Consider the following 21411-nt stretch of genomic DNA (forward strand, 5'->3'; position numbering starts at 1 on the left):
GAGCTCTCGGCGAGGGTGACCCCCGCGGGTGCGGCCTCCGCCGTATTCGGACCTGCCGACCAAAGGGATCGAGAGGAACGACGATAAGGGGTTTCCGACGGTCCAGGGGTTTGAGCACGGGGCAGGGCCGTCGGGAGTGTTAGGATGGTTCCTTGGCTGGCAAGCCGATCACATCCGCATGACCTTTTGGGTGGCACCTTGGTGCCGCGGATGGAGATCGAGTTGTAGTACCAAGGGAGCGGCTTCCCTTAACTCTCCGACATGGAGGCCAGTTACACACAGCCGCCGATAGAAAAGAAGAAGGACACCAGTGGCTAATAACACCCGTGCCCGCCGTAAGGTTCGCCTGTCGCGTTCCCTCGGCCTCGCCTTGACCCCCAAGGCAGAGAAGTACATGGAGCGTCGTCCCTATGGCCCCGGCCAGCATGGACGCGCCCGCAAGAAGCAGGACTCCGACTACGCCGTGCGTCTGCGTGAAAAGCAGCGCCTACGCGCCCAGTACGGCATCCGCGAATCGCAGATGGCCCGCTACTTCGAGGATGCCAAGCGCTCAGCTGGCGACACCGGCGAAAACCTGGTGGAGTTCCTCGAAATGCGTCTGGACGCCCTGGTTCTGCGTTCGGGCATTGCCCGCACCATCGCCCAGGCCCGCCAGCTCGTTGTTCACCGCCACATCGTGGTTGATGGACAGCGCGTTGACCGTCCGTCGTTCCGCGTAGGCGAAGGCCAGCTGGTCGCCGTCCACGAGCGGTCCGAGACCATGGTCCCGTTCCAGATTGCCGCCGCTGGCGCGCACCGCGACGTCCTGCCGGCCGCACCGGCCTACTTGGACGTCAAGCTGGAAGCACTTCAGGCACGCCTCGTGCGCCGCCCGAAGCGCTCGGAGGTCCCCGTGACCTGCGAAGAGAACCTCGTCGTCGAGTACTACGCACGCTAAGAACCAGCCACCGCTGATTCTCGGCACGTAGTCCGCGTCAAGCAGGGAGTCCATGACCTTCGGGTCGTGGGCTCCCTGCTTTCGTGTGGCCGGTCGGGGGAGTCACCGCGCGGGGCCGACCAATAACTCCCATGGGCTACTTCCCCCGGAAAACACGGTACCGGGTGAGCCGACTGCGTCACCGGTGACGTAAAAAGGTAATGTTGTCCTTTGTTTGTTGATTAGTACCTAGTAAGAGGAGCAGTTCCATATGACCGGGTCCGATATTGCCGGCCTCATCGCCGCAGGGGTCTTTGCCATTCTGGTGGCGCTGCTGGCCGTTCCCGTGATCAAGCTGGGAAGGGTCTTTGATGAACTGCGTCTGGCCGTGCGCGAGCTCTCGGAAGGGACCAGCCCGCTGTTGGAGGAAGTGACCACCACGGTCTCCACCACCAACGCCCAACTGCAGAAGGTCGATGGCATCACCAATAATGTCTCCGACGCCTCGGCAAACGTCACGGCACTGTCTTCCTTGGCCGCCACCGTGCTCGGCGCCCCACTGATTAAGATCGCAGCATTCAGCCATGGCGTCCGTAGTGCCATTAATACCCAAACGGGCGGCACCGGCCGCCGCAGCCGCTAGGAGGCCAGCATGATCAAGAAACTCTTTTGGGTGGGGATCGGCGTCGGCGTCGGCGTGCTCGCGGCCCGTAAGGTCGCCAGCGTGAAGCAGGGGTTGGGACGCGAGAACCTGAACCGTTCCGTCGGACGACTGGCCGACGCCATGACCGCGTCCGCCGAGGCTTTCCGCGACGGCATGCACGGTCGCGAAACCGAATTACGCACCGCTCTGGGGCTGGACAACCCACAGGACACCGGAGCTACGCACCGCCGCTAAGGCCCAGCTCACCACACGTCGCAGTACCGTTCCATGAAGGGATCGCCAGCACTTATGAAATCGCAGGAAATCGCCAACCGTTGGGTTGAGTTCTTCGCCGCCAAGGGACACACCCCAGTGCCCAGCGCCTCGCTGATCTCCACGGATCCCTCCTTGCTGTTCACCGTTGCCGGCATGGTTCCCTTCATTCCCTACCTCACTGCCCAAGAGGAAGCCCCCTACCCGCGCGCCGTGAGCATCCAGAAGTGCCTGCGTACCGGAGACATCGAAGAAGTCGGCAAAACGGCCCGCCACGGCACGTTCTTCCAGATGTGCGGGAACTTCTCCTTCGGCGACTACTTCAAAGCAGAAGCCATCGCCTACGCCTGGGAACTGCTGACCGGCTCGGTCGAGGATGGTTGCTTCGGTTTGGATCCCGAACGCCTCTGGGTCACCGTCTATGAGGACGGAGAGGAACGCGACGATGAAGCCCGGGCCATCTGGCGCGACCAGTTGGGCGTTCCCGACGAGCGCATCGTGGGAACCGGCAAGGAAGACAACTACTGGAGCACCGGCCAACCGGGCCCCGGTGGGCCTTGCTCGGAAATTTATTATGACCGGGGTCCCGCCTACGGGCTCGACGGCGGGCCCGCGGTGGACGAAACCCGCTTCGTGGAGATCTGGAACCTGGTCTTCATGCAATACCAGCTCTCGGCAGTGCGCTCCAAGACCGATTTCGACGTCGCCGGGGAGCTACCGCAAAAGAACATTGACACCGGTTTGGGTCTTGAACGTCTGGCCATGATCCTGCAGGGCGTCGAAAACATGTATGAGACCGACCAGGTCCGCCCGGTTCTGGACCGTGCCGCCGAACTGGCGGGGCGCGAATACTCATCCACTGAAGACCCGGAAGACCCGCGGCATACCGATGATGTGCGCCTGCGGGTCGTAGGAGACCACATCCGTTCGTCGCTGATGCTCATCAGCGATGGCGTGAGCCCCTCCAATGAGGGACGCGGGTACGTCCTGCGCCGCCTGATCCGCCGCGCGGTGCGCGCCATGCGCCTGCTCGGAGTCGAAGACCCGGTCCTGCCCGAACTGCTTCCGGTCTCACGCGACGCCATGAAGGGCGTCTACCCGGAGGTCGAAACTGATTTCGCCCGCATCTCACGGATCGCTTACGCCGAAGAGCGGGCCTTCCTCCGCACCATCGCCAGCGGTACGGCACGGCTGGAACAAGCCGTCACTGCGTCGAAGGCCGCCGGCACCTCACTGTCAGGGGAGGAAGCCTTCGCCTTGCACGACACCTACGGTTTCCCCATCGACCTAACCCTCGAGATGGCCTCTGAAGCCGGTTTGGCGGTGGACGAGGGGGCCTTCCGTTCACTGATGAACGAACAGCGCCAGCGGGCCCAGAAGGACGCGAAAGACAAGAAGGCCGGTCACGCGGACCTGACGGTCTTTAGCCGGCTCCACGGCGCCGGGGATACCACCTTCACCGGCTACGACGAGCTGACCACCGGTTCCTCGGTACGCGGGATTGTCCGTGACGGTGAGCTGGTGCGCTATGCCGAACAGGGCCAAGAGATCGAACTGGTCCTGGATGAGACCCCGTTCTATGCAGAAGCCGGTGGCCAGGCCGCCGACGTGGGGCTGATCACCGGAGACGGCTTCGTGGTGGAGGTCCTGGATGTGCAAGCCCCCGTCAAGGGACTTTCGGTGCACCGTGCCATCGTCCGCGAGGGCGAATTGCCTTCCGACGCCCTGGTGACCGCGGAAGTCGACGCGCAGCGCCGGCGTTCGGGGGAGCAGGCCCACTCGGCCACCCACCTGGTCCACGCGGCCCTCCACCAGATCCTCGGCCCCGAAGCCTTGCAGTCCGGTTCCTTCAATAAGGCCGGCTATTTGCGCTTCGACTTCAGCTGGACCGAGGCGCTTTCCCAGGCTGCCCGTTCGGAAGTTGAAGAAGTCACGAATCTGGCCATCCGCAACAGCCATGAAGTCCAGACCAACGTGATGGGCCTGGACGAGGCGAAGACCCTGGGGGCCACGAGCCTGTTCGGCGAAAAGTATGGGAACACCGTTCGTGTCGTGGAAATCGATGGAGCCTGGTCCCGCGAACTATGCGGTGGCACCCATGTGGCGAATACCGCCCAGATCGGCAGCCTGACCTTGCTCGGCGAGCAGTCGGTCGGTTCAGGCAACCGACGGGTCGAGGCGCTCGTGGGCATGGAGGCTTTCCGTCACGGTGCTGCCGAACGGGCGCTGGTTAACGAACTGACCGACCTGTTCAGGGTCCCTTCGGTGGAATTGACTGATCGGATTCATGCCACGTTGTCCCGGCTGAAGGCCGCCGAGAAGGAAATCGAGAAATTGCGGGCCGAACAGCGGGCCGCGCAGGCAGGCTCCTTGGTCTCGCAGGCACGCGAGGTATCGGGTGTGAAGGTCTTGGCCCACAACGTCGGAGTTGTCGCCTCCGCTGATGACCTGCGCGCCCTGGCCCTCGACCTGCGCAACCGGCTGGGCTCCCAGCCTTCGGCCGTGGCCTTGACCGGTGTGGCCAATGCGCGACCGTTGGTTCTGGTGGCCACCAATGAGGCCGCACGCGGTCTGGGTGTCAAGGCCGGCGCCCTGGTGCGCACGGCTGCCGGCATCCTCGGTGGCGGTGGCGGCGGAAAAGACGACGTCGCCCAAGGCGGAGGTTCCGACTCCACAAAAACTGATGATGCGCTGGCCGCTGTCCTGCACCAGATCGCGGAGCGATCCTGATCGGCTCGGCGGATCCGCGCCCTCCACGCGGTGTGAAACTCGGCGTCGACGTGGGCATGGCACGCGTCGGGGTGGCTCTTTGCGACCCCGACGGCGTTCTGGCCACACCGCTGAAGACTCTGAAACGAGATCTGAAAAAGCACAGTGACGTGCGCGTTCTACTCAAACTGGTGGCGGAGCACGAGGCAGTACAGGTCTTCGTGGGCTTACCCCGTTCCCTGCGCGGGCATGAAACCGGGTCGACGCAGATGGCACGTGAATATGCGGCCCTCGTGGCCGAGGGACTCCAGGACCCTGCTCCAGGGGTTTCCGTGCGCCTGATCGATGAGCGCCTGACCACGGTTTCCGCCCATCGTGCCCTCCACGAATCCGGGTTGGATGGAAGAAAACACCGTGAAGTGGTGGATCAGGTCGCCGCAGCGGATATTCTGCAACAAGCGCTGGATATGCAAAAATCACTAGGGCGCGATGTGGGGGACCCTGTGGTCCCCGGAGAACGTCCCACCAGCACAGATCTTTAGTGAAGGACATCAGACGATGAACGACCAGCAATCCGAGGGCCCCGGCGCCGAACCCGGGACTCCTCGGGAGCGCGCCCAGGGCACCGACGTGCCTGATGCGCCCGCGCCGTTCCGTCGTCTACGTTCGGGCCGCCGCCGTGCGGGCGGCACAGCCCCCTGGGATGCCCCAGCCCAGCAAGGCGACCCCGCCTACTCGGTTCCTGCGCAACATGCCGCCGAACCCGTTGACCCCGTGGAAGCCGTTGACCCCGAGCCGACGGCCGCTCATCCGGCCCCGGCTGAACCCTCCGACGAGGTGGCTTCACCGGAGCTGCCGGTCCGGGATCATCATCAGGCGGAAGTCCTCCAGGCCCACCCTCCCGTAGATACCGAGAACGACGACGCCGCCGGTTCGGCAGCCGCGGACCACTCCACCGAACTGCCGGTCAATGACGCTGGGGCACCGACGGAAGATCCGGTCATGGGCTCGTCCACCGTGCTGGCCGACCCCGAGGAAGTCCCGGAGGAGGAGAGTCCCACGGAATCCCTCCTCAATGGGGGGCATTCCGCTCCCGGAGTGCGTAAGCGTCGCCGGCGTCGCCGAAATGTCATCATGGGCATCGTCTTGGGCATCTTCGCCGTCATCTTGGCGGTCACCGTGCTGCTGCTGCAGAACATCCTGGGCATGTGGAGCGCCGAGGACTACCCGGGTCCCGGGGAAGGCGAAGTGACCTTCACCGTCGAACCCGGTTGGGGCCCCTCGGTCATCGGCGGGCACCTGACCGAGAAGGGCATCGTTTCGGATCGGAAGATCTTCCTCGAGGCCGTCCAGGAAGTGGATGCCGAGAATAAGGAAATCCATCCGGGGGAGTACCACCTCAAATACAAGATGGCCGCCAAGGATGCCGCAACCGTGCTGGTCGGCGAGGCCGCGGAAAAGGTCAGCTATGTGGCGGTGAAACAGAACGTCAGAACCAAGGCGGTCTTCGAAGAGATTTCCAAGGCCACCGAAATTCCGATCGGTGACCTCGAGGAACTCAACGACCAGCCTGAGAAGTTCGGACTCAAGAAACCGGTCAAGAATCTCGAAGGCTATTTGCATCCCGGCGAATACCGTTTCCCGCTCGATGCCAGCGCCCAGGACATCCTGCAGGAAATGGTCGATGCGACCCTGAAGGAACTCACCAGCCAGGACGTCACAGATCCGGCCAAACAATATCGGATCCTCAAGATCGCCAGTATCTTGCAGGCCGAGGCCAGCCCGAAGGACTATAAGATCGTTTCCGGTGCCCTGGATAACCGGCTGAAACCGGATAACAAGGAGACCGACGGACTGCTCCAGGTCGACTCCAGCGTGATCTACGGGTTGAACCGCTATACCTTGCAGCTGAGCAAGGAAGAGAAAGCGGATAAGGGTAATAAGTACAACTCGTACCAACATCGGGGTCTTCCCCCGACTCCCATCGGCTCGCCGGCCGATCAAGCCATCGAAGCTGCCATCCACCCGGATAAGAACGACTACTACTACTGGGTGACCGTGAACACCGAAACCGGTGAGACGAAGTTCGCCAAGACCTATGAGCAGCACAAGGTCTACCAGCAGGAATTTAGGGACTGGTGCGCCGACAACGAGGACACCTGCAAGTGATCGCGCCGGGAAAAGCCGCCGTCTTCGGCCAACCCATCGCGCATTCGAAGTCTCCGGCATTGCACCGGGCCGCCTATGCGGCCCTCGATGTCCCGATCGACTACCAATGCCTCGAAGCTGGCGCCGGCCAGGCGCCGGAACTGGCAGAAAGGATGCGCGAGGAAGCGGGCTGGCGGGGCGCCTCGGTGACCATGCCACTGAAGAACGTCATGGTGCCGTTAATGGATAGTGTCTCCGAACGCGTCCAGCGACTGGGGGTACTGAACACCATCGTGGTCAGTCAGGCTTCGGGTCGGGTCCACCTGCGCGGAGAGAACACCGACGTTGACGGGATCATCCGCGCCCTGGCCGAAGCTGGCGCCCAACACGTGAACACGGTGGCAGTCCTTGGCGCAGGAAGTACCGCTACGGCGGCCACTGAGGCCTTCCAAGCGATGGGTGCCACCACGGTTGACTACGTCGTCCGCGACGCCGGCAGGGCCACCGGAGTCATCGAACTGGCAACGGAGCTGGGGTGCACGGCCACGGCCATCGATGTGGCCGCCGCAGGCCAGGACCTGAACCGCTATGATGCGGTGGTCTCCACCTTGCCCCCACGCGCTGCTGATGCCCTGATCGCGGATCTACAACTCCAGAAACTGCGTCCGGGCACCGCCCTGCTCGATGTCGCCTACGACCCCTGGCCCAGTGCCCTGGCCACAGCCTGGGAAGCCGCCGGTGGGATGGTCATCGGCGGACTGTCCATGCTCTTGCACCAGGCCGTCGAGCAAGTGAAGATGTTCAGCGGGGTCACCGAAGCCGACTGGGGCCAAGTCACAAATGTGATGTGTGACGCAGTAGGGCTGCCTCACCCCCGAACCTGAGCCTTGGTCATGGCAGGATGGAGATCATGTTGCGATGGTTGACGGCGGGCGAATCACACGGACCCGCACTCGTAGGAATATTGGAGGGCCTGCCGGCTGGCGTGCCCCTGACCACATCCGATGTCCAGGACGCCCTGGCCCGTCGCCGGCTCGGTTACGGACGTGGTGCCCGGATGAAATTCGAGAAGGATCAGGTCACTTTCGTCGGCGGCGTCCGCCACGGACTCACCCAGGGCGGTCCGGTGGCGATCGAGGTCGCGAACACCGAATGGCCCAAATGGGAAAAGGTCATGAACGCCGACCCGGTGGACGACGCCGAATTGTCGTCCATGGCACGTAACGCGCCGTTGACCCGGCCCCGACCCGGCCACGCAGACTTCACCGGCATGCAGAAATACGATTTCGACGACGCCCGTCCCGTCCTGGAGCGAGCCAGCGCCCGGGAAACCGCAGCCCGGGTCGCCCTGGGCACCGCAGCCTCACGCTTCCTGGCCGGCCTGGGCATCGAACTGATCAGCCACACCGTGGCCGTGGGCAGCGTTTCGGTCCCCGAGAACGCCGCCCTGCCCATCCCGGAGGACGTCGTCGCCCTCGACGCCGACCCGTTGCGCTGTTTCGACCGCGATACCTCGGACGCCATGGTCGCCGAAGTCGACGCTGCCCATAAGGACGGCGAAACCCTCGGCGGGATCGTTGAGGTCATTGCCTATAACTTGCCCCCCGGTTTGGGCTCCTACGTCCACTGGGACCGCCGCCTCGATGGGCGTCTAGCCGCAGCCCTGATGGGCATCCAGGCCATTAAGGGGGTCGAGGTGGGAGACGGCTTCCTCACCGCCGCCCGCCGCGGTTCGGCAGCCCATGACGAAATTGTCCGTGGCGAAGACGGGATCATCCAACGCTCCTCCAACCGTGCCGGAGGCATCGAGGGCGGGATGAGTATTGGTGACCCGCTCAGGGTCAGGGCAGCGATGAAACCGATCGCGACCGTGCCACGGGCCCTGCGTACGATTGACACGGCCACCGGCGAAGCGACCACCGCCCACCACCAGCGCTCCGACGTCTGTGCCGTACCGGCCGCCGGGGTCGTGGCGGAAGCCATGGTCGCCCTGGTCCTGGCGCAGTCGGTCGTGGAGAAGTTCGGCGGCGACTCGTTGGGCGAGACCCGCAGAAACCTGGACTCCTACCTGGATTCCATTCCCGAGGCGTTGGGAACGGTCCGCCACTAATGGCGCAGGACATTTTCCTGATCGGCCCCATGGCCAGCGGCAAATCGGTGGTGGGCCGGGCCCTGGCACGCCGGCTGGGGTTCGATTTCATCGACACCGACGAGGAAATCACCGCCGAGCACGGCAGTATCGCCGGGATCTTCGCTGCCGGTGGAGAGGCTGAGTTCCGGCAACTCGAAACCGCCGCCTTGTTCCGGACAGCTTCACGGGATCAACCCTCGGTGGTCGCCACCGGTGGAGGGGTGGTCTTGGCCCCGGGGAATCGGGACCTGCTGGCCGGGCATTTCACGGTCTACCTGGAAACTGATCTGGAGACGGTTCGTCCCCGGATCGAGGCGGATACGGGCCGTCCCCTGCTGGAAGGTCATCCGGCGCAGCGCTGGACAGATATTCTGGCCGAACGCGAACACTTATACCGCGCTTGCGCGAGCCTGACCGTCGACGCGCGGACGCAATCCGTCGCGGAGTTGACGGAAATCATCGAGGGCGCCTACCGGCGTCGTGCATCAACATCTGGAGGCATCACCACATGAGCAGCGCTTCGACCCGCATTAGCGTGACGGGGACGGCCCCTGAAGACAACTACGACGTCGTCGTGGGAGAGCAACTGCTCGGGGAACTACCTGGCCTGCTCGGCGAGCGGGTCCGCAAGGTCCTGATCATTCACCCCCGTGCCCTGCGCACCACCGGGGATACCGTCAAATCCGATCTGGAGGCAGCAGGGCTGACGGCGATGACCGCGGAGATCCCCGACGCCGAAGAGGGCAAGCACATCGAGGTCGCCTCCTTCTGTTGGAAGGTCCTGGGCCAGAACGACTACACCCGTTCGGACGCCATCGTCTCCGTCGGCGGCGGGGCCGTGAGTGATCTTGCGGGGTTCGTCGCGGCCACCTGGCTGCGCGGGCTCAAGGTCATCCACGTTCCCACCTCGCTGCTGGGCATGGTCGACGCGGCAGTGGGCGGCAAGACCGGGATCAACACGGCCGAAGGCAAGAACCTGGTGGGTTCCTTCCACCCGCCGGCAGGGGTCCTGGTTGACCTTGACGCCCTGGCCACCCTGCCGCCCAATGAGCTGGTCACCGGGCTGGCCGAAGCCGTTAAATGCGGTTTCATCGCCGACCCGCGCATCCTGGAGATCATCGAAGCCGACCCGAAGGTGGCCTCCACGGCGGGAACACCCGAACTGCGCGAGATCATCGAGCGGACCATCGCCGTGAAGGCCAAGATCGTTTCGAGCGACCTGCGCGAAGCAGGCCAGCGAGAGTTCTTGAACTACGGCCACACCCTGGCCCACTCCATCGAATTGGCCGAGCGGTACCAGATGCGCCACGGGGCTGCGGTATCGATCGGTTTGGTCTTCGCCGCCGAACTGGCCCGTTCCATGGGCCGGATCAGCGATGAGCTGGCGGACCGTCACCGGAACATCCTCGAGTCACTGGGGCTGCCGGTGTCCTACCGTCGGGACCGTTGGCAGTCCCTGCTCGATGGGATGCGCCGGGATAAGAAGGCCCGCGGCGACCTGCTGCGTTTCGTGGTCCTGGACGGGCTGGCCAAACCGGGAATGCTCGAAGTCCCCGATACCTCACTGCTCTTTGCCGCCTACCAGGAAATTGCCGAATGAGTGCCACAGCGAATTGGATCCGCACCGGGATCCCCGGGCTCTCCATCGACCCCGACACCTTGCTCGCCGAGGTCGTCGACGCGGAGGCCGCCCGGCAGGCCTATTCGACGGCCAACCCGGTCGAGAAGGTCATGATCCTGGTGGCCCGCGGCGATGTGGCCGACGCGGCGGAGCTGGTCACCGAAACCCGGCTCGTGGAACCGCAAAACTTTCCGATGCGCGTCGTGGACGCCGACGTGGTCCGCGCCAACGGTGACCCGCATCGGGCCATCGACCGGCTGCGCAACCTCCTCGAGGAATATAAGGACCTGCCCCATGAGTCGGTATTGCAGCAGCAACTCGGGGTCTTGTATTACACGGTGGGCGATTTCCATGCAGCGGTGACCCGCTTCAAGCGGGCGTTGGACCTGCGCCTGGAGGCGGGAGATGAGCAGTTCAGGATCGAGATCTCCCGCAGGTCCCTTGAGGCCGCGCAGGCCAAGGCCTCGCCTGTACGTTAGAATGGCTATGGTTTTTTGATAAGGCGACCCGAACCGCAGTCCTGCCCCCACCTGAGCGGGCACTGACCGCGGAGCGGGAATCAACAGAGAGAGTATTTGTGGCTACCACTAACGACATCAAGAACGGCACCGTGCTGAAGATCGACGGCCAGCTATGGACGATCACCGAATTCCAGCACGTCAAGCCCGGAAAGGGTGGAGCGTTCGTCCGCACCAAGATGCGCAATGTGCTCTCCGGAAAGACCGTTGACAAGACCTTCAACGCCGGCCTGAAGATCGAAACCGCGAATGTGGATCGCCGCGATTACCAGTACCTGTACCAGGACGGCGCGGATTACGTCTTCATGGACACCTCCGACTACGACCAGCTCACCGTCGAAGGCAAGGTCGTCGGGGACGCCGCGAACTTCATGCTCGAATCCCAGATGGTCACCATCGCCATGCATGAGGGCTCCGTGCTGTACGTGGAACTGCCCCCTTCGGTCACCCTGGAGATCACCTACACCGAGCCGGGCCTGCAGGGCGACCGCTCCTCGGCCGGCAATAAGCCGGCCACGGTGGAAACCGGCTACGAGATCCACGTCCCGCTCTTCCTCGAGCAGGGCACCAAGGTCAAGGTCGACACCCGCACCGGCGAGTACCTGGGACGTGTCAACTAGTGAGTGCCCGCACCAAAGCCCGGCGGAGGGCGCTGGACGTCCTCTTCGAAGCCGAGCAGCGTTCCGTCTCCCCGTTGGAGGCCATGCGTCTGCGTCGGGAGACCACCGACATCACGGTCAACGCCTACACGTTGACGCTGATTGAAGGGGTCATGGCCCAGGGGGAGAGGATCGACGAGATCCTGAGCACCTATGCCAAGGGCTGGACACTGGAACGGATGCCGGCGGTGGATCGCACTCTGCTGCGGCTGGGGACCTGGGAGCTGCTCTATAACGACGACGTTCCCGACGCGGTGGCGGTGGCTGAAGCGGTCGCCACGGCGAAGGTCTTCTCCACCGATGACTCCCCGGAATTCATCAACGGCCTGCTCGGACGCATCCAGCAACTCAAGCCAACGCTGCTGGCCTAGCCGGCGCCGGGCTCTTCCCGGAAAAAAGACAGTGCACGACGGCGGGTGCCACCCCTGGGAAGGGGATGGCACCCGCCGTTGCTGTCTGTGCCGCCTCAGGCGAGGCCCGGGGCCTGCGGGCTGCCGGTCAGCGCCAGCCGGTAGTCGAGGATGAGTGCCAGCAGTCTGGCCTCGTCGCGTTGGGCCTTCTGCCGGTGGGAGCCGGCAATGATCCGGTTCCGGGTGGCTGCCAGACGCATCGCCGTCCGGGTGAAACCGCGCATGGCCTTCCGACGTCCGGTGGCCGAAGCCCAGCCATTGGCTTGGCGGCGTCCCCTGCGGGTGGCGAACATTTCGACCTCCTCCGGGCTGAACCAGCCGGCCTGGGCATAATCGTTCAACCGTTGGGCCACCAGCCGGCGTTCGGCCCGGCGCAGCATGATCACCGCCACGATGGCACAGATGAACAGGGGGACCTGCAGCAGCACGTAGAACGTCCAGAAGTTGTGGAAGATCAGCCCCACCCCGCCGTTCCACAGGAAATGTCCGAGCATCGCCGGGATCAGACCGGCCAGGAAGTATAGGGGCCAGTAGCGACGGGCCCCGCGTTGCACGGCCAGGCCCAGGGCGAATCCGGTCCACGCGGTGAACATCACGTGGGCGAAGGGGGAGAACAGGCCGCGCAACACGAACACCTGCACCGCCCCGGATCCGGCCCCGGCAAAGGCGTCGGAGAAGTAGAGAATATTTTCGGTGAACGCGAAGCCTGCGGCAATCGTGCCCCCGTAAACGATCCCGTCGACCGGCCCGTCGAAGTTCCTCCGGGCGACGAAGAAGATCAGCAGCACCCCCAGACCCTTCATGGTCTCCTCGATGACCGGGGCCTGCACCACGGCGCCGAAGAGATCGGGTCCGGTGACCGCGGCCAGGGACGCGAAGGCCCGCTGGAACGCTGCCCCGAAGATCAGTGACCCGGCGACGGAGACCCCGGCACCCCAGGCGAACGCGCTGATCAGGATCAGTTTGGGTTCGGGATCCCACCGGTCCACCCAGGCCAGTCCCGCCAAACAAATACCGAGCGGAAACAAGGCCAGCAAGCCCACGACAAAGAGTGTTCCGGCCCCCAGGACCAGTCCCAGCCACAGAGCGACCCCGAGCAGGATCAGCCCGCTGAGCGCCAGAACGACCACCAGCCCCGGGCTATGGCGCCGCGGCGGTTTCACGGGGGACAGCCGGGTCGGATGGAACAGGTTTTCGGCCGGCTCGTGATGGGGCCAGGCAGGAGTCGAGGGTGCCGACGGATCCACTCCGTGGAGCTGGGGTTCCCGGGGAGGGTATGCGTTCATGGTTTCCAGCATATCCATTCGTCGGATAGATTCCTTGACGCCCAGGCAGCGGGCAGGGACATACGGCGTCTTGGACATCGTGCCGGAGCGGCCCGGTCCGTAGACTGCTTGCGGCTCAGACCACCGCAGGAAATCCCTTCACGTTCCTGCGTGCATCCCCGGATGCGAGACACCCACCCTTTTTGGAGCGACCATGGTTTCCCCGACGCATCGCGAGAATAACCCTCCCGCAGTGCAGCCCTCGTCCTCCACACTTCGGCGGGTGATTACCTCCGCCGCGCTGGGCCAGTTCGTCGAGTGGTACGACTTCGTGATCTATGCCTACTCGGCGGTGATCATCGCGAAATTATTCTTTCCCTCGGAGGACCCCGTGGCGGGGGTGCTTGCCGTCTTCGGCGTCTATGCCGTGGGTTTCCTCATGCGCCCGCTGGGCGGCATCGTCTTCGGGCTGCTGGGTGACCGGATGGGACGGCGGCAATTGCTTGTCATCGTCATCGTCACGATGGGTGCCGCGACCATGGGAATCGGTCTGCTGCCCACCTACGGGCAAGTCGGCGTGCTGGCGCCCCTTCTACTCATCTTGTGCCGAATGGTCCAGGGCTTTGCCGCTGCCGGGGAAACCGTGGGATCCAACGCTTTCGTGGCAGAGCATGCACCCACGGGCCAACGTGGACTCTATGTGGCTTTCACCTATAGTTTCTCGACTGTTCCTTCTGTGGCCGCTGCCCTCTTCGTCCTGTTCCTGACCAACACGCTCGGGGAGGCGACCTATAACGCGTGGGGCTGGCGCATCGCCTTCCTGATCGGTGGCCCCATGGCATTGATCGGGCTCTACATCCGCATGAAGGTCGATGAGTCCCCCGTCTATGAAGCGGCACGAGCCGCCCGGACGGCGGACGACCAACCCCCAGGGCGCACCCCGTCGACCCGTCCGGCAGTGGTGAGGACCATCGCGTTGGCAGCTCTGGCCAGTCTCGCGTTCTATACGCTCAGTGGATACTTCGTCACGTTCCTCACCACCGGCGCGAATTTGTCCAGCAGCGATGCCCTGCTGAGCAACGGCATCGCTCTGAGCATTTCCTTCATGGCCTTTTGGGTTGGGGGAGCGCTTTCGGATCGTTGGGGCCGCAAGCCAGTGCTGTTCACTGCCATTTGGGCGGTCATCGTGTTGTATTTGCCGGCTCTCTGGCTCGCCAGTCTGGGGACCTTCGCGTCGGCTTTGGCTGGACAGCTCGTCATCGGGATGGTCTTCGGCGTGTACTGGGGAGTTTTCGGTGTGACCGTGATCGAGCTCTTTCCGACGCGTAACCGGCTCAGCGGGGCAACGATCAGCTGGAATCTGGCCTACACGGTCTTCGGTGGCACGGCCCCGCTCCTGGCGACCTGGCTCATCGACAGGACCGGGAGTCTGGTGTCCCCGGGAATCTACATGATGGTCATTGCCTTCATCGCTTTTCTCTGCGTGCGCGGCATGCCCGAAACCGCCGGGTCCAATCTGCTGCATGAACAAGATCGAAGCCAGCCGAGCGCTTCCGAACGGCTCTAGAGGCCTACACGGCCAGGCCACCATCAACCGGCAGGAGGACCCCATTGATATAGGAAGCCTCCTCCGAGAGCAGGAAAGCCACCGTGGCAGCAATTTCCTCCGGCTCGGCCATGCGTTGCATGGGCCCGAAGCCCGAGAGATCCGCTGATTCGGGCATGCCCGCGGTCATGGCCGTCTTCACACCCCCCGGGCACACGGCGTTGATGCGCAGTCCATGCGGGCCGTATTCGCTGGCCGCCGTCACCGTCAGCCCCGCCAGGGCGTGTTTGGTCGCGGCATACATCCCCATCGTCGGTTCGGCGCGAATGGCCGCATGCGAAGCCGTGTTCACGATCGCCCCCGAACCCTGGAGCATCATCTGCTCCAAGACGTACTTCATCCCCATGAAGGCCCCGCGCAGGTTCACCGCAACGATCTGGTCGAAGTCCTCGATGCTGGACTCGTGGAGCAGACCGGGGACCTGCAGGATGCCGGCATTATTGTGGAACAGGTCGACCCGCCCAAAATTCTCGATCGCGGCCTGGACGTAGCCGTGCACGGCACTGGAGTCCGAGACGTCTGCGCCGACCGCATGGGCTTCCGCGCCGTGGCCCGTGACCAGATCCAGCGTTTCGTGGAGGGCTTCCTCGTCGTAGTCGACCAGGATCAGCTTCGCCCCGTCTTCGGCCAGCCGTCGCGCCGTGGCACGCCCGATACCGCTCGCCGCCCCGGTAATGATCGCCGATTTGTTTTCAAGTCTCATGACCAGTCAACTCCCTTGCTGTCTCCACTGTCTCCATCGATCCTTGTCTGAAATATCCTTAAGCGCCAGAGCTGAGATAAGGACGCGGGTTTTACCTATGCCGACCTGATGGCTCTTCCCCGCATGCTGAAGCATCGGCATCTGCCGCGGATGGAAGCGGCAACCACCGGCGGCAGATATGCCAACGCCGACTACTATCAAATGTTGGCTTGCTCCACCGTTCTCGACAGCACTCCCGCATGGCTGCGCTACGCGGGCCCCGGGATGCCGGGTAGCCGTGAGCTCTTCGCGACGACGACACTGATCACCGCGTACTCCATCGTTCTCGGACGTGAGGCCGGCGAGCTCTTGGCCTGCTTCGATGCGCTAGCCGAGTCGGCCAAGGCCATGATGAAGCAAGCAGATTCCCGCGATGGATAACCGAGGAGCGTCGGTTCCGGTATTTTCTGTACGGATCTACTCCAACCCCAACGCGGAAAGCATCTCCTTTTCGGACACGGCTTCCGGAACCACTACGGCGTCCTTCAGATCCGTTTTCCGTTGCAACAACTGGTTGAGGTTCAGATCGAAGGAGCGAATCGACTCGTCGGGATGGATGGCCAAGGGAAGATAGACGTGCACCGGTCGTTGCTGCCCGATCCGGTAGATCCGGTCCGTCGCCTGGGCTTCCTTGGCCGGGTTCCAATGCCTCTCCAGGTGGATGGCATGGTTTGCCGCGGTCACGGTCAGGCCCGTGCCGGCCGCAACCGGTGACATGATGATGACACCGAAGCCTTGCCGTCGTTGAAAGTCCTCGATGAGTTGTTTCCGTGAAGGCGAACGGCCACCGGATAGAGCCTGGGTGTCGCCGTTGATGATGTGCACGCGCACGCCGTATCGGTCTTGGAGCCAGCGGGCCATCAGCCGTTGGAGCATTTTGTCGATGAGGAACACGATGGCTTTTTCGCCGCTTTCGCGGACCCGGTCAAGGACGTCGAAGGTGGCTTCGACGCGGCCTGCAGCGTTGGGAGCCACGGCCAGCGGGCCCGGACTCCCGTGACGGTCGACGGGATGCAGACTGACGGTCTTCAGCCCCTGAAGTGTTTTCAGGGCTGCTCCCTTTTTTCCGGACCGGGCGGAGTGGCTGCTGAGGGCTTGAAGGTATTTATGGGCCTGTTCCTCAGGCATCAGCCGATGGAGTTCCGGCAAATAGTCGACGCCGACACCCGGCAGGCCACTATGGATCGTCTTCGGAGGCAGGTTTTTCAGGTGGTCTTCCTTGATGCGCCTGAGCATGAACGGGCGGACGTGCTCGGCTAGTGCACGACCCTTCGCCAATTGGGCTTCCGCACTGGATTTTTCCACCGAACGAACCCATTCCTGATTGAACTCCGGCCAGGTACCCAGCAGGGCTGGCTGCGCCGTATCCATCAACGACCAGAGATCCTTGAGTCGGTTTTCCACGGGGGTTCCTGTGCAGATGAGTTTGAACCACGCCTTGAGCCCCTTGGCTGCCCGCGAAGCCAACGTCTCCGGATTCTTGGTCTTTTGGGCTTCATCGAAGATGACCGCACCCCACTCGACCTGGCCTAGGGAGAGCTGATAGGAAGCGAGGGTCTCGTACGTGGTGATGACCAATCGCCCGGGTTGGTCGAGGCGGTCCTCGCCGGCTTGCGGGCCGACGGCAAGGGAAAGCGTCAGGTCGTCTTCCGCAAGCATCCCCTCGGCGTCGAGTAGGGACGCACTCGCTGCGCTCTCGCGCTGGGCCCCGCGATATTTGAACCGGTTCAGGTCCTCACTGGCTTGAAGGACCACCACGTCCCGGAAGGGAGAGCGAATGAACGTCTCAGCTATTTCATCCTTCCAGTTATCTATCAACGAAAGCGGCAAAACCGCCAGTACGGGGCGGGGCTGGCTGCCCCCGGAGTCCTGCAGTTTTATCATTTCCCGCAGGGCCACCAGGGTCATGAACGTCTTGCCCAAGCCCATGTCGTCAGCCAGGATCGCCCCTTGGACACGGCAGGGTTCATCACGTTCGCGTGTCAGGGCCGTGGCCATGAGACGCACCATCCATTCGATGCCTTCGCGTTGATGCGGATACGGTTCCCTGCGGAGTCCGGAAAAATCGATAGCCGATGGCAGCTCCGCTTCCAACGCGGCAGTTCTCAGCCGGGTACTGAGGGAGTCGGCTTCATTGATGATGAAGCCCACCTGGACGGCGTCGTCGGCTTTTCCGGGCAGGGGAGACACCGGGTCCAGGAATTTTTGTCGTGCCCGGTCCAGCGATGCGTCGACCCGGGGACCGTCACTGATGTCGACCAGATGTTCACCATAGGTGGCTATCGCCGCATGAGCGGAGCGAGCGCGTTCCACGGATTCCTCAACGTTGGTGAGTTCGTCTTCGGTTTCGGCCAATTCAGCGAGTATTTCCGGTTCCAGAACCTCGTGGGCTTCGTCGATCCATTGAATACCGGATTCCGCGGCCTGATTGAAGGACACCGGTGCCAATACTCCGATGCCTTTGACCCGAACGCTGAAGGCACCTTCCATATCCACTTTTTCAGCATCGATGAAGCTACCGGGTGCCTCATAGAAATCACCGACACGGTCGGCCGGAATGTGAGGACGTCGATAGATCTCCCGAACCCCGTCCATCTGTTCCTTTTCCAGCAGAATGAGCTCGTTGCCCATCCTGAGGACATTCTCATCGCGGTCCAGGGCCAGCTGGTGACGTCGTTGCCTCAGCTCATCGGCGCCATGGCCAGTCCCGAGATCTGGCGTCAAGGCAAGGGAGCCATCGCCCAGTTCTTCCACGGTGAGTCCTACCTTTTCGGGCGTACTCGTTTGAAAACGTTGGAAGTAACCAAGATCCAGTGGGAAAGCGACACCTTCCGGTGGGGGGGTCATAGACGTCGTCGTCGAGATTGTTGGGGCGGAAGCTACTGGCCTCACGTTGCGCTTTCTGTAATTGAGCAATGAGACGAACGTTGGCGATCTCACCACGATCCTCCGCTCCCATCGCTTCGTGGGAATCTATGGCCTCAAGAGCATGCAAGACCGGGCTGGTCAGTCTGTAGCAGCTATCGGCAACCTGGAGAAAGGCACCAGTCCGGGTATAGGGTTCTGGATGTTCTCCCCGCAAGACGCGAACCGAAATCCCAAAGGATGCGGAGGTGGTGTTGCTTCGCCGGTCAACACTGAATAGATCAGAAAACGTCGGTGGCAGAGCAAGAATTTCTGCAACATCGTCTCCGAGCCGGGCAATGTCTTCCGTTGGAACCGAAAACCCCAATCCTGGTAGGTGGAGGGCGCTACCAGTTTCTTCCAGCATGGACAAGACAATGAACTGGTCTGCGAGCGTTCCGCTACCGCCACCGGCATCCAAGACAGCCAAGTTATCTTGACTCGTCGTCCACGTCGCACCTGATTCATCCATCTGAACATCAAGTCCCGCAGTGTCAGAAGAGTCCACCATAGTGGGACCCGAATCCGTCCCATTCTTGCGTCGCCTGATCATATCGAGCAAGCCCATCTGATCCTCCTTTTATTGGCGCCCTATGAGCCGCTATTTGGCTGGACGTCTGATACCGAATCGCACCGCATAGTTTCTGTAGGTGTGGGGATCGAGAAGTTTCTTCTCCGGCAACCAAATATCGTGATCAATCAGGAAGTCCATTGCTTTGAACTGCCAAGTACCGTTTTCGGAACCCTGATGGGTGATATCAACATACGCGGCAGGTGCAACATTTGTGTGGAGGAAGTTCCGAGGGATGTCTGCGCGGAGGAATCCCGGAGTGAACGTCGTCTTCCTGCGGTCCTTCAGCGCTTGGGCAGGTTTGCCGACGTAGACCCACAACCGGAAATTGTGCGAACCTTCGACCAAGTGGAAATCGCCGCAGTCCACGAAGATGATGGATTTTTGCGACTCCTGTTTCAACATGGCAATATCCGAGCGCAGCGACTTCCCCAGTCGCTCATGGACATACTGGTGCGCTTGATTGCCAAGGATCAGCCGGGTCTCTTTGATGAGGCCCAGCCCGAGAAGTCCCTCGAGGAAGGCCTTCCTTCCGGGGAACATGCGTTGGAGATCTTCTTGGCCGGAACGGATGCCATATTCTTCAACGGCTGCCAGAAACAGGCCCAGATCCTGGGCACTAAGCCACGATTTGACGCGGTCGATGCACCACTGGGGAAGGGGTTTCCACCATTCGAACCAGTCACTGGTGTGTTCCAGCCGGGGGTCTTTGGCGATGGTCAGGATGGTATCTAGCCAGGCCGGACCAGGTTTCTGGTTCTTATCGGCCATGGCCTGAAGGATCTTATGTCCGAAATATCCATCCTGAACCGGGGCCTTAAACACTGACGACCGGGTCAACTCGGTCAGGAAGTCATGATCTGCGGTGGGGTCCGCCTCGTGGATCTGCTGGATGTAATACCACAACCGGATTTGCTCACCGTAGTCACCACCGTCGAAGCCTGGTAGGCCAGCCTCGTCCAGGAAGTCATCCAGGCTTCTCCCGTTCTGGATCAGGTTCCGGGCGACCGTTTCCGGCGCTGTGGTGTCCAGTACCAGGTCGGCATGGCTACGAACATATTCAATGGCATCGCGCCGTGTTGGCTTCGATTCAAGCTGGGCAACGGCATAGGTGATCAAGCTACTCAGTGCAGCCAGCAGGCCGGGCTGCCAATGATCCAACCGGGAGAAATAGCGCAGATGAACCATCAGCAGCCCTGCTGTGGCCATACGAGAGAGCCGATGCGGCGAATTGGCGAGCATTTCCAACGGTGCCGCCCGCAACGTGGAAGTTGCCATATGCGGTTCATCGTTCCACAGAGTGATGAATGCCCGCCCCATCTTTTTCTCCTCCAGGGCGGCCGCAATTTCCTCCCCGTCGCCGCGCAGCAGGATCTCCCTGGCGCGGCCCAGGACTCGGGCAATCCCGACCCCAGCAGTGGCACTGCGCGATAATTCGGTGGCGCGGCTGGACAACTGTTCCCAGCCTTCGGCTGCTGCCGCCCGAGACGAAGGACTGAACAGTTCCGGGGTAGGGGCGGGCCCAAACATCTACTTCCCAGCCTTGTCGAGACTCTTGCTGATATTGAGCAGATCCTCCGCATCGGGCCGGACGATCGTGAATCGAATATCGATGCGCCGGTTGGCCGCACGTTTTTCATCATTGTCCTGTTGGGAGGCGACCGGACGGCTTTGGCCATAGCCCGAGACAGAAAAAAGCAGTTGGCTGTTTTGGTTCTGGAGTTTTCCCAAATTCAAGGTGGGCGGCAGTTCCTCGTCCCACAGTGACCATAGCGAAATAGCCCGGAATGTGGAAAGGCCCCAGTTGCCCGTGCCCTCCAGGCCCTTGAACCGGACATTATCGGTGTGGCCCTCGACGAAGACCGTGTCCAGGAACTTCATGCGGTCATCGGTCTGGATGCTCCCCGAAATAACGGAGCCGATGGACATGGCCACCCCCTTGAATTCGTCGTCAATATCGTAGGATGCCGCAGCAAATCCCAGCTTTTCGCTGGGAATGCTCAACACCGAGTTGTTCTCCGTGATGAGGACATCGATACCGCGATCCTTGAGGGTCTTTTGCATTTCCTCCAGCATGTCCTTTCGAACCACTTCCGCTTCCCTGAGCGTCGAGACCTGGTCATTGAAGCGATCTTGCTGAACTTGGACCTTGTCTTGTTGCACAGTGAGCTCGTGTTGCTTTTCCGATAGCTGCAGCACCAAGACCACCACCGCCAGGATGAAGATCATGACCAAGGCCGACATCAGGTCGGAAAAGGAAATCCAAAACGACTCGCCCTCCTGGTTCGACTCACT

General features: G+C 62.4%; 20 protein-coding genes. 15 read left to right on the forward strand and 5 right to left on the reverse strand.

The window, feature by feature from the left end; genetic code table 11:
• Positions 1–310 precede the first annotated feature (310 nt).
• The 13 genes from rpsD (at position 311) to nusB (ending at position 11989) form a co-directional block, all read left to right on the forward strand.
• On the forward strand, positions 311–937 hold the full coding sequence (gene rpsD, locus CIK75_RS01880) for a 30S ribosomal protein S4 (protein ID WP_087000669.1): 627 nt from the start codon (positions 311–313) through the stop codon (positions 935–937).
• 250 nt (positions 938–1187) lie between these two features.
• Positions 1188–1559, forward strand: coding sequence for a DUF948 domain-containing protein (locus CIK75_RS01885; protein ID WP_096223042.1), 372 nt, complete (start codon positions 1188–1190; stop codon positions 1557–1559).
• Positions 1560–1568: 9 nt separating this feature from the next.
• Positions 1569–1814 (forward strand): hypothetical protein, encoded by a 246-nt coding sequence (locus CIK75_RS01890; RefSeq protein WP_342744405.1) that lies wholly within the window; start codon positions 1569–1571, stop codon positions 1812–1814.
• A gap of 54 nt (positions 1815–1868) precedes the next feature.
• Complete coding sequence (alaS, locus tag CIK75_RS01895; protein ID WP_096223043.1) at positions 1869–4562, forward strand: alanine--tRNA ligase; 2694 nt, start codon at positions 1869–1871, stop codon at positions 4560–4562.
• Positions 4559–5083, forward strand: a complete 525-nt coding sequence (ruvX, locus tag CIK75_RS01900) for a Holliday junction resolvase RuvX (protein WP_096223044.1) — start codon at positions 4559–4561, stop codon at positions 5081–5083. Before alaS ends, ruvX begins: the two co-directional genes overlap by 4 nt.
• 16 nt (positions 5084–5099) lie before the next feature.
• Complete coding sequence (gene mltG, locus CIK75_RS01905) at positions 5100–6710, forward strand: endolytic transglycosylase MltG (protein ID WP_158225856.1); 1611 nt, start codon at positions 5100–5102, stop codon at positions 6708–6710.
• The gene (locus CIK75_RS01910) at positions 6707–7573 is read left to right on the forward strand and encodes a shikimate dehydrogenase (RefSeq protein ID WP_158225857.1); all 867 of its coding nucleotides are present in this window, start codon (positions 6707–6709) and stop codon (positions 7571–7573) included. Before mltG ends, CIK75_RS01910 begins: the two co-directional genes overlap by 4 nt.
• Before the next feature lie 26 nt (positions 7574–7599).
• Positions 7600–8799: a chorismate synthase gene (gene aroC / locus CIK75_RS01915; protein WP_096223047.1), complete on the forward strand. Its 1200-nt coding sequence runs from the start codon at positions 7600–7602 to the stop codon at positions 8797–8799.
• A complete protein-coding gene (locus CIK75_RS01920) occupies positions 8799–9332 on the forward strand; it encodes a shikimate kinase (RefSeq protein WP_096223048.1) in 534 nt (177 codons plus the stop codon). The genes aroC and CIK75_RS01920 overlap by 1 nt, the downstream gene beginning before the upstream one ends.
• Positions 9329–10420, forward strand: coding sequence for a 3-dehydroquinate synthase (aroB, locus tag CIK75_RS01925; protein ID WP_096223049.1), 1092 nt, complete (start codon positions 9329–9331; stop codon positions 10418–10420). The genes CIK75_RS01920 and aroB overlap by 4 nt, the downstream gene beginning before the upstream one ends.
• On the forward strand, positions 10417–10920 hold the full coding sequence (locus CIK75_RS01930) for a tetratricopeptide repeat protein (RefSeq protein WP_096223050.1): 504 nt from the start codon (positions 10417–10419) through the stop codon (positions 10918–10920). The genes aroB and CIK75_RS01930 overlap by 4 nt, the downstream gene beginning before the upstream one ends.
• Before the next feature lie 98 nt (positions 10921–11018).
• Positions 11019–11579: an elongation factor P gene (gene efp, locus CIK75_RS01935; RefSeq protein ID WP_087000690.1), complete on the forward strand. Its 561-nt coding sequence runs from the start codon at positions 11019–11021 to the stop codon at positions 11577–11579.
• Complete coding sequence (gene nusB / locus CIK75_RS01940; RefSeq protein ID WP_096223051.1) at positions 11579–11989, forward strand: transcription antitermination factor NusB; 411 nt, start codon at positions 11579–11581, stop codon at positions 11987–11989. The genes efp and nusB overlap by 1 nt, the downstream gene beginning before the upstream one ends.
• A gap of 95 nt (positions 11990–12084) precedes the next feature.
• Here nusB and CIK75_RS01945 read toward each other — a convergent pair whose 3' ends face one another.
• The gene (locus tag CIK75_RS01945) at positions 12085–13314 is read right to left on the reverse strand and encodes a PrsW family intramembrane metalloprotease (protein ID WP_158225858.1); all 1230 of its coding nucleotides are present in this window, start codon (positions 13312–13314) and stop codon (positions 12085–12087) included.
• A 262-nt stretch (positions 13315–13576) separates the two neighbouring features.
• On the opposite strand from CIK75_RS01945, the gene CIK75_RS01950 reads away from it, so the two are divergent.
• Positions 13577–14860, forward strand: coding sequence for an MFS transporter (locus tag CIK75_RS01950; protein WP_158225859.1), 1284 nt, complete (start codon positions 13577–13579; stop codon positions 14858–14860).
• A gap of 4 nt (positions 14861–14864) precedes the next feature.
• Here CIK75_RS01950 and CIK75_RS01955 read toward each other — a convergent pair whose 3' ends face one another.
• Positions 14865–15602: an SDR family oxidoreductase gene (locus CIK75_RS01955; protein WP_096223054.1), complete on the reverse strand. Its 738-nt coding sequence runs from the start codon at positions 15600–15602 to the stop codon at positions 14865–14867.
• Positions 15603–15710: 108 nt separating this feature from the next.
• On the opposite strand from CIK75_RS01955, the gene CIK75_RS01960 reads away from it, so the two are divergent.
• Positions 15711–16022 (forward strand): hypothetical protein, encoded by a 312-nt coding sequence (locus CIK75_RS01960; RefSeq protein ID WP_096223055.1) that lies wholly within the window; start codon positions 15711–15713, stop codon positions 16020–16022.
• A 36-nt stretch (positions 16023–16058) separates the two neighbouring features.
• Here the strand turns inward: CIK75_RS01960 and CIK75_RS01965 are convergent, their stop codons facing one another.
• The 3 genes from CIK75_RS01965 to CIK75_RS01975 all read right to left on the reverse strand — a co-directional run bounded on the left by CIK75_RS01965 (position 16059) and on the right by CIK75_RS01975 (position 21345).
• Positions 16059–18395 carry a DEAD/DEAH box helicase gene (locus CIK75_RS01965; protein WP_158225860.1) on the reverse strand — a complete coding sequence of 779 codons (2337 nt, stop codon included), beginning with the start codon at positions 18393–18395 and terminating at the stop codon, positions 16059–16061.
• Positions 18396–19146: 751 nt separating this feature from the next.
• Positions 19147–20571 carry an EH signature domain-containing protein gene (locus CIK75_RS01970; RefSeq protein ID WP_158225861.1) on the reverse strand — a complete coding sequence of 475 codons (1425 nt, stop codon included), beginning with the start codon at positions 20569–20571 and terminating at the stop codon, positions 19147–19149.
• A gap of 75 nt (positions 20572–20646) precedes the next feature.
• Positions 20647–21345, reverse strand: a complete 699-nt coding sequence (locus CIK75_RS01975; RefSeq protein ID WP_241895227.1) for an OmpA family protein — start codon at positions 21343–21345, stop codon at positions 20647–20649.
• Positions 21346–21411: the final 66 nt, after the last annotated feature.

Origin of the sequence: Glutamicibacter sp. BW78, assembly GCF_002332245.1 — a bacterium.
In the GTDB taxonomy this organism is placed as follows: Bacteria; Actinomycetota; Actinomycetes; order Actinomycetales; family Micrococcaceae; genus Arthrobacter_H; species Arthrobacter_H rhombi_A.